This is a genomic window from Vibrio sp. YYF0003, from assembly GCF_036350715.1.
Classification (GTDB): Bacteria; Pseudomonadota; Gammaproteobacteria; order Enterobacterales; family Vibrionaceae; genus Vibrio; species Vibrio natriegens.
On record NZ_JAZDWA010000001.1, the window covers coordinates 1398810 to 1414622 of the forward strand.

A 15813-nucleotide genomic window follows, 5' to 3' on the forward strand; every position below is an offset into this window, starting at 1 on the left:
GGCGATTTACAGTGTAAACCCCCTCTTCTTCGTTATTTTAATTTACAGTGTAAATCTAATTAAGGTCTGCTTTACAGTGTAAATTGTTTCAGAAGCAACTGCACTTCACGCCGAATTTCTTGTTCAACTTGCTTACGTCCAGTTAGATTGAACTGTTTCGCACAGCTCTCCCAATCATGGTTAACGAACAACTTGCAGATCATTAAATCGGAAACTGATACTAAGCCATTTTTCAATAGCCACTGTTTTAACCACAAAAACACAGATTCGTAACTACCACCACCCAGAGCGTAATTGCGAATAAGCGTAAGTTGGCAAGGATGGAGTACGATCTCCATTCTTGGCGCACTGAGTAAACTTCGATATAAACTAGGCTCTAACTTCGAGTAAACCAGATTGGCGCTCATCGACATAAACTCACATAAAAGTAGCTCAGCTTCATCAATCCATTTCTGCGGTTTATTGACCAACTGTCTGACCATCAATAGAGAGTAACAACCACTTGCGGCATCACGCATTGTTCCAAGTCGAATCGGTTGATAACCGACACTATTCCAAAAGCGCAACAGTTCATCTGTCAAACCAAAGCTGGTGGAAAGATAATTGACATGAGAAGGTAGAGACTGCTCAAGTTGAGGAAGCATCCGCTTCCCGAGCCCTCTGTTTTGTAACTCCGGATGCACCGCGATACGCATAATACGGAGCGTTGAAAGCCGACCCACACCAGGCATGCCGAGTTGATTGATAATAGTAACAGGGGCTAGATGACCAGGTGGACGACGTCTACCGAGTTGAATATCAGAAATAATCGAATCATCTAAACTGCCCTCTTCAACCGTCATGACAACGCCGACTATTTTCTTTTCACTCGTTGCTACATAAATAGAACTACATTCATCTTGAAGTAAATGCAGCAAATCATTCGGAGAAGTTTGATAGTGCGCATTCACCAAAAGAGCAAAACAGTCACGTAGTAAACTAGGATTAGAAACCAACTCAAGCTTTGCAATTTTTTCAAGTTGGAATTCTTGCGCAACCTCGGATGGAGGGGCCGTCAATTCAGCATCCAATACAAATGCTTGATATAGCCAGGACTCGAGAATATCGCCTTCGCTCCAGCGGATTGGTTGTTTAAGATGACAGGTTTTCATTCCGGCTCTTTGCTTTCTCAGCCAGTCAACAAACTTAAGCGTAAACCCGCGTCCACAACCCTCGTAACCGTGAATGGTGCTAGAAAATACAAGGCGATGGAAATGAGCCGTCATCTGCTGCAACATAGGAACTGGAATTGCAGCGGCTTCGTCGACAAGTAGTAAGTCACATTCGGGTAGCGACGCGAGTAACTCGTCCGGCGCGATAAATTGTATGCTCCCCTGCTCGGCTTCAAATCTGTCTTTTCTGATACGCTGGCCGCTTGGCAATATTCGTTCTGCGTGTAAGAAAACCGGTTCTACCGCTTTAATAGATGGTGCTGTCACTAACACTCGCAACGGCTTAGTTTGTAATAAGTTCGCACACGCGATCCCAAGGGCACTGCTTTTCCCACGGCCACGGTCTGCGGTTAACACTAAAGGGCGTTTTCGATGGCCTGTTACCACTTTTTCAATAGCAGCAACTGCCTGCTCTTGTTGCGTATATCTTTGGGCTTTACTGGAGGGTTCAAAACTTGGTAACTCAGGCACAGGTTGATGTTGCTCTAAGACAAATAACTTCTGCCACTGAGACGCCATCCACTGTTGAGCGCAGTTTGATGGCTCAACATTATCGGTAGCCACAATCAGAATTCCACCACCAACTAGTGAGCCCAATGCTGCAGAGAAACTGTTCGCATCAAAGTTTTTACGCGCATCATAAACGAGCACATCACATTCTCTTCCTAGCAACATATGCCCTTGTTTGCTAGATACTGAAAAGGCGTCGCCTAACGACCATTCACCGACACAAAACCAACGTAATTCTTGATGAGCTTTATAGAACGAAGCGATAAGTTCGTTTTGCCAGTCGCCATCACCCTGGATCGCGACGCCTACGCGTTGGAAAGACTGAAATGCCTTTTGTTGAAGTAAAGCGAGAAACTCAGTTTGTGTGTGCATGCTCTATACCCAAGGTTTAACCAACGCCATATTACCACAACTTAAACAGGCAACTGATCGGCAAGCAAAAACAACAGGCATAAAAAAACCGCCCGAAGGCGGTTGAAGTTTTGACTAACGTTATCGCAATTTGCTGTGAACAAAAGCAAGAATTTCTTCCATCAAACTGTCATCTACTTTTTTAAGGTTCAGTGCCAGATTACTGCCTTTGCGGCTGTAACTCGCGCGACCTTTTATCAAATCGACTTTGTCTACCTTTGGTGATGGTTTGGCTGGTGATAATTCAGTAATCCAACTTTCTAGGCTTTCTGTGACTTCTTTTGTTAGACGAGCAACACCTTGCGCTGTGCTACGCTGCCACAAGTATCCTTCTGTTGTACGACATTTATCTAACAACCCTTGCTGATGTTCAGGGCTTAGGTTCGTAAACTGCTTGTGCAATTTAACAATGGTTGGGCGACCAAGGTCGCCAACATTTGGATACGCTTGAAGCAACTCTAGTGGTAAAGAAGCCGCTTTTAACGCTCCACTTACCAATGCCTCACTGCATTGGAACATTTTCGCAAGCGCTTTCTGGTCTTCTGCTTCACCGCTGTCTAACTTGGCTTGCATCTCCTTGCCTTTTTCATAAAGAGAGAGAGGCTTGTGAGCGTTTGCCACATCAGACAGGAACTTAGCATGATTAGAGTTAATGTTGTCACCAACATAAACCAGAAAATCTTGCTCAGCTAGAATACAAGATTTACGACGACGACTACCGTCTAATACCTCAATCTTGCCATCTTCAGTGCGACGGCCGACGGCCGGATACTGTTGACCACGCTCTTTTAACGTAACCAATACATCGGATAAAGCATGCTCATTCAAGAAAGATTGTTCGCGTGCGTTATCGACAAACACTGTCGTTTCAGACTCAACCTTGTCAGCAGGAATGCGAACCAACTCGAATTGAACGGTATTCTCACCTGCGACCGCTAACTCAATGGTTTGCGTTTTTTCTTTTGCAGCAGTTTGCGCTTCTTGAGGCGTAGCTACGCGGCGTTTATTAGTTTTGCCAAATAATTTTGCGTTTAATTCAGACGTTTTCAAAGCCATTTACTTATTACCCCTGATTCAATGACGGCCAATTAGAGTGCAATACACGCTCTAGTTCAAGTGCGCTCTTATGAACGGCGTCTTGAGCGGTTGCGAGCGTTTTCTTACCACCTTCAAAATCACTCACAGTGAGATCAAATACCGTACTGTAGGTGTCAGCACAGGTTTCAAACGCTCGACTACGCGGAATGGTAGCCATCATAACTTGGTCACCTAGAAGATAGTTCATTTCAGTTAAAACAGAAACTTGCTTCTTATTGTCGTCTTCAAACATGGTTGGCATTAAGCGCACAAACTCAAGGCCATTCCAATCTTCTGGGAACATTTCATACACTGTCGGTAAGTGTTGGAAAAAGTTTACCGTTGAAGCCCAGTCAAGACGTTTGGCTGCACATGGAATCAGCAAGGCGTTAGAAGCATACATTGCATTCCAAACTAGCGGGTCCACGTGCGGGCCGGTATCAATCATGATGATATCGAAATCATCTGCAATAATGTCGATAAGCTGCTCTTTTAACAAACGCACGATATCTAAAGATGGGTCTTCAGATAAGGTTTGCCACGCTTCGGCATTAAACATCGCGTCTTCTGGGAAAGCAGAGATTGACTTCAAGTTTGGATATTGCGTAGGTAGCAATACATTCTTATGCAAAAACTCACTATCAATCTCAACACCGTCTGGTACGTTACCTAACATAATATCAACGGCAGAATAGATATTATCGTGTTCAGCGACACTGATTTGTGGGTTTAGGAATAGACGTAATGAGCCTTGTGGATCTAAGTCAATCAAACAAATACGGTAGCGTTTATCTAAGTTAAGCGCTAAACAAGCCGCTAAATGCACCGCCGACATCGATTTACCCGTACCACCCTTTTGGTTTTGTACGTTGATAATCCACGGCTTATTACCATTGTTTTTTTTACGCTCGTGGAATTTAGGCACCTCAGCCGCATCCATCAGCATATGTGCTTCTTCTAACGTAATGGAATAATGATTGGCGTTATTCTTTGTAAATTGATGGCCAGCGGCTTCCATTTTACCAATCGCGTCATCGAGTTTTCGACGAGTCAAACCCGATCGGGTTTCCATCATTGCCTTAGACATTGGAGGGAAGTAGTTGTCACTTCGCTCTTCCAAAACAATCTCAATACGGTCAGCTTGAACTTGTTGTGTGAGTTCTGCTAACTCATGAAGATTTTCAATCGTTTTTTCTCTTTTCATGCCAATTTCCGTTGAAAGGATATCTGATTGCAATTGTACAGCAGTGAACACCAAAAACAACAAAAAGGTGCACAAACATTTTGAATAACAATCACATATAAAAACAATAAAATCGACTCTTTTATGAATTATGGTAAAAAATATATCAAAATATAATCAAACAAGTTCGCACAAACCGCTTTGCTAACTCTATAAATTAAAAGTGTTACAGCGTCACACATTTACAATGTAAATTAAAATTTATACGGAACGATTATATTGACCGGCTAAATTACGGATTATGTAAAATCAACATGTTTACAACAAAAAATGCAGAAACGGGGGCAAGATTCATTCACGGATACCCTCTTGATCATGCTTCCAAAGCATTTGAGGCCGTTTTTTAATAGATGGACCGGAAAGATGATCAAGAGGCTTACTTGATCATCTTTCCGTGTTATATCCAACTTACGAAAGCATGATCATGGCAAAAGTAGGGGAGTGCATGAGTAGATGGACGTTATTCTACGCGATCAAACCATCGGAAAAATGATCAAGTAAATAGGTTTCTCGGAAGCATGCTTTTTACTCGCCATTTTACGGACGAATGCAGATATACTGGGGCATTCAGAGAATCAAGCGTAAACAAACCTCGGAACGATGAAATAAAAACATGGTATTTGATAAGTACGGCTATCATGATCATGCTTCCTAAATTTAGAACAGATATAGGATTTACACGCTTAGTACTGATATCTGATGATATTTTCAGCACATGAATAAATTACCGCCGAAATGAGACTTTAACTTGGCATTAACGCAACTCTTGATCATCGATCCGGAACCAAGGAGGCGGTAAAATCCATGGTGTTTACACCTTTGTTAATCAAGCAAACCCGCATTTCTGTGGATAACCTGTACAAATGTCATGATCATCGTTTCAAGACCATTTTGATCATCTTTTCAGAAACTTAATGATCATGCTTACGAGAGGATATGATCATGCTTTCAAGATATTGTTGATCATTGTTTCGTTATATTCATGATCATGGTTCCGAAAGGGGTTTCAATAATTCCCTTTTATAACAACAACTTAAAATAATGAAAATTGCCAGATCAATAGATCATATAATCAATTAAGATCAGAATAATCAAAAAGATCAGTTATTTAAAAAACAAGATTTTTTCTTTATTTATGATCTGTTTTTCTTTATTCTTCGGAACCATAGCACAACTACGGCTAGTGTGATCTGGATCTAAAATGATGGCTGATGAAAAAATTCTGATTAAAGCACCAAGAAGCCACAAAGACGGGCATCTTTTTGAAGTGCACGAATCTTCTGCAGATTGGGTAGAACAATACCAACACTTCAAAGGGGTGACCAAAAGCATCTTAGAATTGCTTAATCTGATCTCGTTGAGAGGTTTCAGCAGCAAAGATGGACTTGTATCAACCACTGAAATCGTTGAAGCAACAGATGGTCAACTGACTCGTGCTGCGTTACAACAACGATTACGAGCAGCGGTGAACATTGGTTTATTTACGCAAACTCCAGTTCGCTTTGAAGAAGGACTGGCAGGTAAAACCATGCTTCACACGTTTGTTAATCCCAATAAGCTCATTTCCGCTTTGGGTGCAACGAGCTTAGTTACTGAAAAAGTCCGCCAGAATGAAAAACAAAAACGCTCAAAAGCACTAGCTCAGACGCAAGTAAACAAACGCTTGCTGACAGAACATGGCTTAAACACGCCGCCGACGATGAAAGATGAAGCGGATCAATTCGTCGTATCTCCAACTAATTGGGCAGGGATCATCGACCAAGCTTTGGCGCCACCACGAACTCGTAAGAGTTATCAGAAGTCGATGGTGTCGATCTCTGGTACGAAAGCGGTAATAGAAACTCGATCGTCAAAAAATATCATGACAGTCGATGATCTGATGACCTTGTTTGCGCTGTTTACCCTGACCGTGCAATACCATGATCATCACAAAGATCAGTACCATCTTGATGCTGCTCATGTACCGAATAAAACACCGCTGTATATCACCGACATCCTGTCATTGCGTGGCAAAAAGGACAGTGGACCTGCTCGTGATTCCATTCGTGACAGTATCGATAGAATCGAATTCACCGACTTCCAGTTGCATGAGCTTACAGGCCGCTGGTTAAGTGAAAACATGCCGGAAGGTTTTAAAAGTGATCGATTCCGCTTTCTAGCGCGAACGATCACCGCATCAGAAGAAGCGCCAGTTGAGGGCAGCGACGGTGAGATCCGAATCAAACCTAATTTGTACATATTGGTTTGGGAGCCGTCGTTTTACGAGGAATTACTGACTCGTGATTACTTCTTCCTGTTTCCACCAGAGATTCTGAAACAACATACTTTGGTGTTCCAGTTATATTCCTTTTTCCGTAGCCGCATGGTTCGTCGCCATACGGATTGTATGTTGCTTAGTGAACTGAATCAGAAGTTAGCGCGTAACATCGAGTGGCGTCGATTCTCCATGGATCTTATCCGGGAACTGAAACGATTATCTGATGGAAAAGGGACGGAAGATCTTTTTGTTGTTAACTTATGGGGCTACCACCTGACGATCGAAACCATGATCGAGAAAGGTAAAATCATGGATTACCAGATCGATATCAAGTGTGATGTTGAGGAAGTCTTGCGTTATTCACGTGCTCGTACCACAAACGCAGGAAAGCGTAACATGGCTCCTACGCTGCCAAACCCACTTCGTAATGAGATGGTATCCAAACAACAGCTAGAAGAGCTCTCAGGCATCATTGACGGCGAATTTGAGCCTATTCAGCGCAAAGCACCGTCTCCTCGTGGTAATTTAGGGCGTAGGATCAAGCAAAGAAAACATCTGGTTGAGATTAATGCAGATGAAATTACCATTACTCTATCCAAATATACCTCACCAGAGGCTCTGGAACGCAGCATAACGGCGTTATCAGCAATGACAGGGCACTCGTACGCCTCGATTAAGGAAGAGTGCTCTGAGTACATTGAGAAGCTTGATTGGTTAAGAGTTGGAGATGACCCATTACCTTATGAGACTCTGAGTAAGACCGTTGAGCTGTTCAATACGCAAAATGATCTCAAACATCTCACTATTGAGCGTCTGATTGCTGGTTTAGCTGTTCGGCGCAAGGTCTGCAGACAAATTTATGATGGCCATATGGATGAGATGGTGTATCGAGCTCTTGATGAAATGGCGATTTAACATCATTCAGGTTTATGAATTGAAACCGATTAATGTGACTGATTGATTTTAAATGTAAATATATATTTCGATAATAGAAAACAGACCTAACTCTAACAAAATCATGACATAGCGATTCAGAGTCGAGACTAAGCTTGATCTCGAATAGACAACCTTTTGTCCTTTCTGATGATTAATAGATAGGCTCATATATTGTTACATTCATTCTGAATAGACTTCGCGAGTTTCTGCTTAGGAAACTCGCTTTTTTTTGTCTCAAATTCAGGGAAAACCTTGATCATCTTTCCGGGTTAATGACGTAAACCTTGATCATGCTTCCTGGTTTCATTCCAATTTAAAGATCGCATCAACGCCACATGTGACTCGATCAAGCTGTGAGCTTGTTGTTGCCACTCACTTTGATCGCACTGCTGATTACAAAACTCTAAAGCGAGCACCGTGAGATGCTGCAAACGTTTCAAACACCAGTCCTTAATCTCAATATCGGTTGATACCTGACACGCAGCTTGTTCCAATTTTGCACTTGCGTAGAGCAAGGTTTGGTAGGCTTTTAGATGGTCATGATACCTGGCGTGTTGGAATACTCGTAAACAACCGTCAAGCCAACAAGCAATCGCTTTACTTTGTCGCTCGCACAGCTTAGGCCCAAAGACCTCATCTGGTGCCTGGTATAAGATCGTTTCCAATTTACCAACTTGATCATTCTTCCGATGTTCATACCACATCGAGATCTGATCTTGCCAAGTACTCAATTCCATTACGCTGCCTCAGTCCATTGTTTTACAAAGTGATTTGGCCCTATTTGATCAAATTCGTCGACAATGATACTGCTTCGACTACGAATCTCATCGGCGTCTACTGAATAGTTTGGCTCATTTTTCACTAAGTTACCAAAGGGGAGGTCTGGATCGGGCACGGCAGAAATCAACAGCTTAGTATAAGGGTGCTGCGGGTTCTTGAGTATTGAGTGAGTATCACCCCATTCAACGATTTGCCCCTTGTACATCACCGCGGTTTCTTCTGCGATGTAGTGTGCGGTTGCCAGATCATGAGTTATATACAAAAAGCCAATGCCAAGCTCTTGCTTCATTCTCTGCATTAAATTCAAGACGCCCAAGCGAATGGATACATCAAGCATTGATGTCGGTTCATCCGCGAGAATTATTTGTGATCCAACGGCGAGAGCACGCGCTAAATTAACCCGTTGGCGCTGGCCACCACTTAGCTCGTGTGGGAACTTATTTAACGTTTCCTCTGGAAGTTCCACCAGCTTCAACAGCTCCAGCAAGCGGGCAGATATGTCACGATCAGTTTTGACTTGCTTATGAATTTTGATAGGACGCGTGAGGTGATGGCGAATAGTATGCGTTGGATTGAGTGAGCCAAAAGGATCTTGAAAGACCATTTGTACTTTACTGCGGTACGCTTGGATATCAGATCGAGACGTGATCTCATTGATGTCGGTACCATTAAACAGGATCTTGCCCTCAGTTGCCGGATAGACTTTCGTGATCAAGCGCGCACAGGTGCTTTTACCGCACCCTGATTCACCGACCAAAGCCAGGGTTTTCCCGGCATAAAGATCAAAACTAACACCTTGCAGAGCGCGAAAGGTTTCTTCTTTCTCAAGACCGCCGCCGACTTTGAACTCTTTAATCACATCTTTCATTTGGATAATAGGCTGGTTCATGATTAGGCTCCTAGTGTCTCAGGTTGTTTGTGGACGTCGTGGATATTGGGGAAAGAAGCCCAAAGCTTCTGCGTGTAGGGATGTTGAGGATGATTGCGAATGTCGTAAGCTTGGTTGACTTCAACAATTTCTCCGTGGCGCATGATGGCGATTCTGTCGCACAATTGGCTCATTAGTGCCAAGTCATGGGTGATAAAAAGAATCGAGAACCCGAATTCATCTCTAAGCTGATAGATTTGCTGCAAAATTTCTCGTTGTACAACTACATCTAAAGCTGTCGTTGGCTCGTCCATAATGATCAGTTTCGGATTAAGAGACAGGGCGATGGCAATGACCAAGCGCTGACGCATCCCGCCAGAAAACTGATGGGGGTATTCGCTTAGTCGCTGTCGAGGAATGTTGACCAAGTCCATCAACTTCTCGGCTCGATCCTTCTCTTGAGCATTGGTTAAGCCTTGATGGTGACGCAATACATCGGCAAATTGCTCTTGAATCGTTAAGACAGGGTTAAGTGAGTTCATCGCACTTTGAAAAACCATAGCGATTTCACTCCATCGTAAAGCCGTTAGCTCAGAATCCGAGAGATTAAGGATATCTTTTCCCTCAAACAGTATTTTGCCGCCAGAAATAAATGCAGGTGGCTTATGGAGACGATTCACGGAGAATGCTATGGTGCTTTTCCCACACCCTGATTCACCAGCAAGACCAAATATTTCCCCTTTGCCTATGTCAAAACTGACGGATTTCACTGCGTTAAAATCACCATTATCTGTGATGTAATCGACACACAACTCTCTGATCTGGATGACCGGATCATTGTGGTATGCATGATTTAAGTTAATACCACTCATATAAACACCTTACCAATCTAAAAGATAATTATTATCATTAGCATGTTGGGACGGTTTTTAGAAAGTGACAGATAGAGAATCGGTGAAGTGACTCGAAAGTTAAGTGAAATAAAAACAGGTTTACGGTGTACGTTAAAAATGTCTGAGAGGACGAAAATGAGAGCTGGATCAGCACACTTTTCTTAGGGGTAATCATTCAAATTTAATCCTAATTTGTTACTTTGGCAAAACTTAAATGATGAAACTATTAATGAGTTAACGAAAGGTCGGGAGGGTTCACATTTCCCTACTGTTTTGCTTACCACACCTGATGGGGTTTGCTATAGATTACTCATCGAAAACATGGTGTGTTCGGAGGAAATATGTCCATTAATTCTATCGACCATGAAGAAATGAGTAACATCGCTCACAAATGGGAATTACCTGAAGAAGAATCCGTTGTGCAGCCTGACAAAACCGTGAAATCGGCAGAAGCCAGAAGACGCATTGAGGCACTTCGTGAAATCCGTGAAAGTGGTTTGACGATTGAAGAAGCCAAAGAACTGGGTTTGATCCACTGATTCATCTTTGTCATCAACAAACAATTCAAAGGGTAGCTCATTGCTACCCTTTTTCATTTTATGACTCATCGAACCAACTTCAATGGGTAATGTTTTTGTCAGCTTTCCTTGTTGTAAAACTATAGCCGCACAATGACAGACTTTGCTGGATACCATGCTCGCTGGCCTATGGTTATCACTCGCTGTTTTACAGTGTAAATAAGATTTTTAAGCAGGGGATAGCAGTGCCGCGCGTCAACAGAATTTTAATTCGTCGCCAAAAGCGTTGAAATTCGATGGGATAGTCACATCGGTAACTTGAAATTGATCAAGATAAGTGCGTTTCTATTCTCCAATCTATAGTCGGTATGCTATAGTGCGCGGCTAGTATTTAAAGTACCTTGAGGCTGTGAATGTCGTTTAATCTATCCCTGTTGCCGCCTGATGAAAAAAACAAAATCGAACTGGATAAGCAAGCTTCGTTTTTGGTTTGGAAACTCAGAGAGGCCAAATCTGGCCCCGAAGCAATAGAAGAGCAATTATCTAAGATTAACGATGCTGATGAAAAAGCATTTTTCCAGCAATCGGTTGAAAAGTACAAGCGAGTAATGGGCGTCGCGTAAAGCGAATCGTGGCCTTGATAGGAATCAACGCGGCGAATGAGGTAACTTCCCCCATTCCTCAGCAGAGCGAAAATTGAAAACGTTTCGCTTTTTGCTAAAATCCTTCGCATTAAATTTGAATTTAGAGAGAACATCCCGATGGGAAGAAGTTTTGAAGTGCGCAAAGCCTCTATGGCGAAAACTGCAGGCGCAAAAATTAAAGTTTATTCCAAATACGGTAAAGAAATTTACATGTGTGCGAAAAATGGCGGTGCAGACCCAGACATGAACTTGTCTCTTAAGCACCTGATCGCGAAAGCGAAAAAAGACCAAGTTCCTGCACACGTTATCGACAAAGCGATTGATAAAGCGAGTGGCGGTGGCGGTGAAGATTACGCTCCTGCGCGTTACGAAGGCTTTGGCCCAGGTGGCACAAGTGTCATCGTTGATTGTCTAACCGATAACGGCAACCGTACTTTCCAAGATGTTCGCCAGTGTTTTGTAAAAACAGGCGCGAAAATTGGTGTTGAAGGTTCGGTATCTCACATGTTCGATCACCAAGCGGTATTCCAGTTCAAAGGCGATGATGATGAAATCATTCTGGAAACGCTAATGATGGAAGATGTTGATGTCACTGACGTTGAACTAGAAGACGGTGTGATCACAGTATTTGCACCTCATACTGAGTTCTTCAAAACGAAAACAGCTTTGAACGGCGCATTCCCAGATCTAACGATTGATGTGGAAGAAATCACTTTCGTTCCTCAAACTCAAACGCCAATCGCGGGTGAAGATGCTGAGAAATTCCAGAAGTTCCTAGACCTTCTTGATGACTGTGATGATGTTCAGCAGGTTTACCATAACGCTGAGCTGTAATTCGTTCGCGAATTCGATTGAAAGGCTTCCTTCGGGAAGCCTTTTTTGATCGTGTTGGGTAAGTCTTTAATCTTTCTGATTGGGAGGCCGATACAACCATTCATCCGTGCTGGTCCCCATTCACTCCGCAAAAACACCATTGGTCGCATCCCTAAGCAGGGGAGGGCACCTTTCCTTAATCTGAAACCATCTAATCCATATTAATAAAGGACAATTACTATGATGGTTTTCAATTCGTACTTCCGATCGGGATTTCAATTATTCATCGCCTTGTTTTCCGTTCTCGCACTGAACAGTAGTTTCGCATTTGCCAATCCTACGGAGTCGTTACTTCACCGATTTAATCAAGCTGAACAAGGGAATTCAGCTTTGGTCGACAGCGTTCATGACGAACTAGTGGTTCTTATCGAGCAGCAAGGCGCTACGCCTTTGACTTTGGTGTACCTCGGCTGCACTCAAACTCTTCAAGGTCGGGAAGCGTTTATGCCTTGGAATAAGATGAAATTTACCGAGTCAGGTCTGGCGACGATACAAAAGGGTTTGGATTTAATGGCTAGCCAGCCGATACCGGTTCAAGAGCAGCAACGATTGCAAGGCTTACCAGAATATCTGTTAGCGACTGCGATGGCGGCGACAACATACACAGCACTTCCTGATATGTTCAATCACTTTGAGCGAGGCTATGAGCTGTTTCTTGCCTTGATCAATGATCCAAGTTTCCAGCAACAGCCTTTTTCCGCTACTGCATGGGTTTACCGTTACGCCATTGATTCTGCTTTACGCGCTGACGATCAGACACAAGCCCAAGCTTGGTTGGATGAGATGGAGCGCTTAGGTTATGACAACATTGAAACGCAAAACGCCAAGGAACTGCTCGCGAAGCAGTAAGGAGCCACTGTGATCACTTTCAATCAACTCAGTCGTGATTATGTCTTAGGAAGCCAGACGGTTCATGCACTGCGAAATGTGTCGGGAGAAGTGTTTGCCGGAGAGATGGTGGCGCTGTGTGGTCCTTCTGGTTCGGGAAAAAGCACGCTCCTCAATATTCTAGGCATGCTGGATACGCATTATCACGGGCAAGTGACCTTTAAAGGAAGCCCATACCCAACCGGGCAAATACAAGCCGCTAAAATGCGCCGAGAAAAGCTCGGCTTTGTATTCCAGAAATTCAATTTAGTGCCCGTGATGACGGCTTTAGAGAACGTTGCTTATCCGCTGCATCTCAACGGTTTTTCCAAAGCCGAACAAACCAGACTCGCTCACGAAATGCTAGACCTCGTGGGCCTTGGGGAGTTTGTTCACCATATGCCAGATAATTTGTCGGGAGGGCAGCAGCAGCGCGTCGCCATTGCACGAGCGTTGGTCCATAAACCGGCATTGGTGATTGCTGATGAACCCACTGCCAGTCTGGATAGCCAAAGTGCCAATAAGGTTATCGAAATCATGAAAAAACTGGGGCACGAAAGGGGCACCACTTTCATTATTGCGACTCACGATATGCGAATGGCTTCACGCTGCGATTGTACTCTTGAGCTGGTTGACGGAAACATGACTCACACGCCTCTCGGGGCTGAGGAGGTTTCATGGGCAAGTTAATCCCAGATTCAGTTCGTCTTGCGTGGCTCAACCTACAGCGTAACCGCCGCCGTAGCCTGCTTTCGATGCTGATTATCGCCATTGCTGTATTTGCCCTGACCAGTGCAGGCGGTTTCGGCTTATATACCTATGACAGTTTGAAAGAGGCAACCGCGCGCGATACCGGGCATTTAACCCTAACAACACCTGGATATTTCACGAAAGAGGAGGAAATGCCTCTAAGCAATGGTCTAAGCCATGTTGATGCTTTTACCAAGCAACTTATCGGTATTAATGAAGTACGAGGCGTGCAGCCGCGTGTGGAGTTTAACGGGCTGGTTTCCAACGGCAGTAAGTCATCCATTTTCATCGGTATAGGTGTGAATGACCGGGAGTTCGATATGAAAGGGCCATTTTTGGATGTGAGAGCAGGGCAGACGCTGTCCAATATCCACGCTTCACGTTATGACCCAGCTGAACCGGAAGTGATGTTAGGTGTGGATCTCGCCAGCAATCTAAACGTAAACGTAGGCGACTGGATCACGCTACTGGCTACGACGACGGACGGCGCGCTCAATGCGTACGACTTTAAAGTCCGCGGCATCTATTCAACGGGCGTTCCAGAGCTGGATAAACGTCAGTTGTATGTACACATCCATAGCGCGCAGTCTTTGCTCGGTTCGGACAAAGTCAGTACCTTATCGGTTTTCTTATTCGATACCAATCTGACAAACAAGGTCAGACAAGATGTGGCAACAATTCTGTCGAATCAAAAACAAAGCTTCGGTAATCAAGAGGTTGAAATCACACCTTGGCAGGAAAGAGCGTTCTTTTATCTCAAAGTGAAGGGATTGTACGACCGGATCTTCGGCATCATGGGAGCGGTAATGGCACTGGTGGTTTTTGTCGCGCTGTTTAACACCATGACTATGTCCGTTACGGAGCGAACGCGTGAGATAGGTACGTTGTCTGCGCTGGGAAGTTATCCGCGTGAAATTATAGCCGGGTTCTTAAGAGAAGCGGGGTTGCTTGCCGTGATTGGCAGCTTGATTGGCGCGCTGCTGACCGCCGTCGTAACGGTTTTATTGATGGTGGTAGACGTGCAGATGCCGCCACCGCCAGGACGCACGGAAGGATATCCTCTCACTATTTACTTCTCTTGGGATCTCGTTGCGGTTGCCGGATTTGCAGTACTACTGATTTGTCTGGTTGCGGCGTTTTTCTCGGCACGCAAAGGGGTGAACAAGCCTATTACGGAGGCACTGATTTATGTTTAATTTCAAACGAACCATGCCACTGGCGGTGATAGTAATCTGCGGCGCAGTCTCCGCAAATGTGCAAGCGCTGGATACACAGCAAGTGGCGCAATTGATGGAAAAAGCCGATGGCTACCGCTTACAGGATCAATCATCTAAAGTCGTATCGTTGGTGCGCTTGTACCAAGATCAAGAATTGGATAAGACTCGCTTGTACCATGTTTATACTCGTCCCAATCGAGAGTCACTCGTGGTGTTTAAATCGGCAGTCGAAGCCGGTCAAAAAATGCTGATGATGGGTGATAACTACTGGCTGCAAATGCCTAAAAGCCGCCGCCCGATTCGCATTACACCAATGCAAAAGTTACTGGGTGAAGCATCGATCGGAGATATATCTACACTCACCTGGAGCCAAGATTATCAGGGAGAGTGGAAAGCGACAGAAACCACCTCTGTTAGCGGCAAGAGCATTGCCACTTACCATCTTGTCCTGACCGCTAAAACTGCAGGCGCGAGCTATCAGAAGATCGATCTATGGCTGGCAAAGCAGGATGCGTTTCCAATCAAAGCTGATCTTTATCTACGTTCAGGCAAACTCGCTAAGCAAGCGTACTACCGCCGAGCAACGAAAGAGACGCGAGATTACGTCAGTGAGATGACCTTGTTGGACAGCATCCAGCCAAGCAAAAAGACGGTGATCGAGTATCAGGCGATCTTGCCATGGCAGTTGGACGACAAGTTCTACAATCCCAGCTATTTGCCAAAAGCGAACACCTCGCAATTGTAGGCTGCGGTAGGGG

The 15813-nt window shown here is 44.2% G+C and carries 14 protein-coding genes; 8 read left to right on the forward strand and 6 right to left on the reverse strand.

The window, feature by feature from the left end:
* Positions 1 to 71: 71 nt before the first annotated feature.
* From V1U08_RS06030 to V1U08_RS06040, 3 genes are all read right to left on the reverse strand, one after another.
* Positions 72 to 2093: a tRNA(Met) cytidine acetyltransferase TmcA gene (locus tag V1U08_RS06030; RefSeq protein WP_330470172.1), complete on the reverse strand. Its 2022-nt coding sequence runs from the start codon at positions 2091 to 2093 to the stop codon at positions 72 to 74.
* A gap of 120 nt (positions 2094 to 2213) precedes the next feature.
* Positions 2214 to 3188: a ParB/RepB/Spo0J family partition protein gene (locus V1U08_RS06035; protein WP_330470173.1), complete on the reverse strand. Its 975-nt coding sequence runs from the start codon at positions 3186 to 3188 to the stop codon at positions 2214 to 2216.
* A 7-nt stretch (positions 3189 to 3195) separates the two neighbouring features.
* A complete protein-coding gene (locus V1U08_RS06040) occupies positions 3196 to 4413 on the reverse strand; it encodes an AAA family ATPase (protein ID WP_014235120.1) in 1218 nt (405 codons plus the stop codon).
* A gap of 1240 nt (positions 4414 to 5653) precedes the next feature.
* On the opposite strand from V1U08_RS06040, the gene V1U08_RS06045 reads away from it, so the two are divergent.
* On the forward strand, positions 5654 to 7624 hold the full coding sequence (locus V1U08_RS06045; RefSeq protein ID WP_020335045.1) for a replication initiator protein RctB domain-containing protein: 1971 nt from the start codon (positions 5654 to 5656) through the stop codon (positions 7622 to 7624).
* 290 nt (positions 7625 to 7914) lie between these two features.
* On the opposite strand, the gene V1U08_RS06050 is transcribed toward V1U08_RS06045, so the two are convergent.
* From V1U08_RS06050 to V1U08_RS06060, 3 genes are read right to left on the reverse strand one after another with little or no spacing between them, the layout of a single operon-like run.
* On the reverse strand, positions 7915 to 8382 hold the full coding sequence (locus tag V1U08_RS06050) for a transcriptional regulator (RefSeq protein ID WP_330470174.1): 468 nt from the start codon (positions 8380 to 8382) through the stop codon (positions 7915 to 7917).
* On the reverse strand, positions 8382 to 9314 hold the full coding sequence (locus V1U08_RS06055; protein WP_330470175.1) for an ATP-binding cassette domain-containing protein: 933 nt from the start codon (positions 9312 to 9314) through the stop codon (positions 8382 to 8384). The genes V1U08_RS06050 and V1U08_RS06055 overlap by 1 nt, the downstream gene beginning before the upstream one ends.
* A gap of 2 nt (positions 9315 to 9316) precedes the next feature.
* Positions 9317 to 10165 carry an ABC transporter ATP-binding protein gene (locus tag V1U08_RS06060; RefSeq protein WP_330470176.1) on the reverse strand — a complete coding sequence of 283 codons (849 nt, stop codon included), beginning with the start codon at positions 10163 to 10165 and terminating at the stop codon, positions 9317 to 9319.
* A gap of 362 nt (positions 10166 to 10527) precedes the next feature.
* On the opposite strand from V1U08_RS06060, the gene V1U08_RS06065 reads away from it, so the two are divergent.
* The 7 genes from V1U08_RS06065 (at position 10528) to V1U08_RS06095 (ending at position 15800) form a co-directional block, all read left to right on the forward strand.
* Entirely contained in the window at positions 10528 to 10725 is a 198-nt protein-coding gene (locus V1U08_RS06065; RefSeq protein ID WP_014233426.1) for a PA3496 family putative envelope integrity protein, read from the forward strand.
* A 392-nt stretch (positions 10726 to 11117) separates the two neighbouring features.
* Positions 11118 to 11327, forward strand: coding sequence for a DUF3283 family protein (locus V1U08_RS06070; RefSeq protein ID WP_005374484.1), 210 nt, complete (start codon positions 11118 to 11120; stop codon positions 11325 to 11327).
* Between the two features lie 138 nt (positions 11328 to 11465).
* Positions 11466 to 12182, forward strand: a complete 717-nt coding sequence (locus V1U08_RS06075; RefSeq protein WP_014233427.1) for a YebC/PmpR family DNA-binding transcriptional regulator — start codon at positions 11466 to 11468, stop codon at positions 12180 to 12182.
* Positions 12183 to 12401: 219 nt separating this feature from the next.
* Entirely contained in the window at positions 12402 to 13070 is a 669-nt protein-coding gene (locus V1U08_RS06080) for a hypothetical protein (RefSeq protein WP_330470177.1), read from the forward strand.
* A gap of 9 nt (positions 13071 to 13079) precedes the next feature.
* A complete protein-coding gene (locus V1U08_RS06085) occupies positions 13080 to 13778 on the forward strand; it encodes an ABC transporter ATP-binding protein (RefSeq protein ID WP_330470178.1) in 699 nt (232 codons plus the stop codon).
* The gene (locus V1U08_RS06090; protein ID WP_330470179.1) at positions 13766 to 15034 is read left to right on the forward strand and encodes an ABC transporter permease; all 1269 of its coding nucleotides are present in this window, start codon (positions 13766 to 13768) and stop codon (positions 15032 to 15034) included. The genes V1U08_RS06085 and V1U08_RS06090 overlap by 13 nt, the downstream gene beginning before the upstream one ends.
* Positions 15027 to 15800 carry an outer membrane lipoprotein-sorting protein gene (locus V1U08_RS06095; RefSeq protein ID WP_330470180.1) on the forward strand — a complete coding sequence of 258 codons (774 nt, stop codon included), beginning with the start codon at positions 15027 to 15029 and terminating at the stop codon, positions 15798 to 15800. The genes V1U08_RS06090 and V1U08_RS06095 overlap by 8 nt, the downstream gene beginning before the upstream one ends.
* The last annotated feature ends 13 nt before the right edge of the window (positions 15801 to 15813 follow it).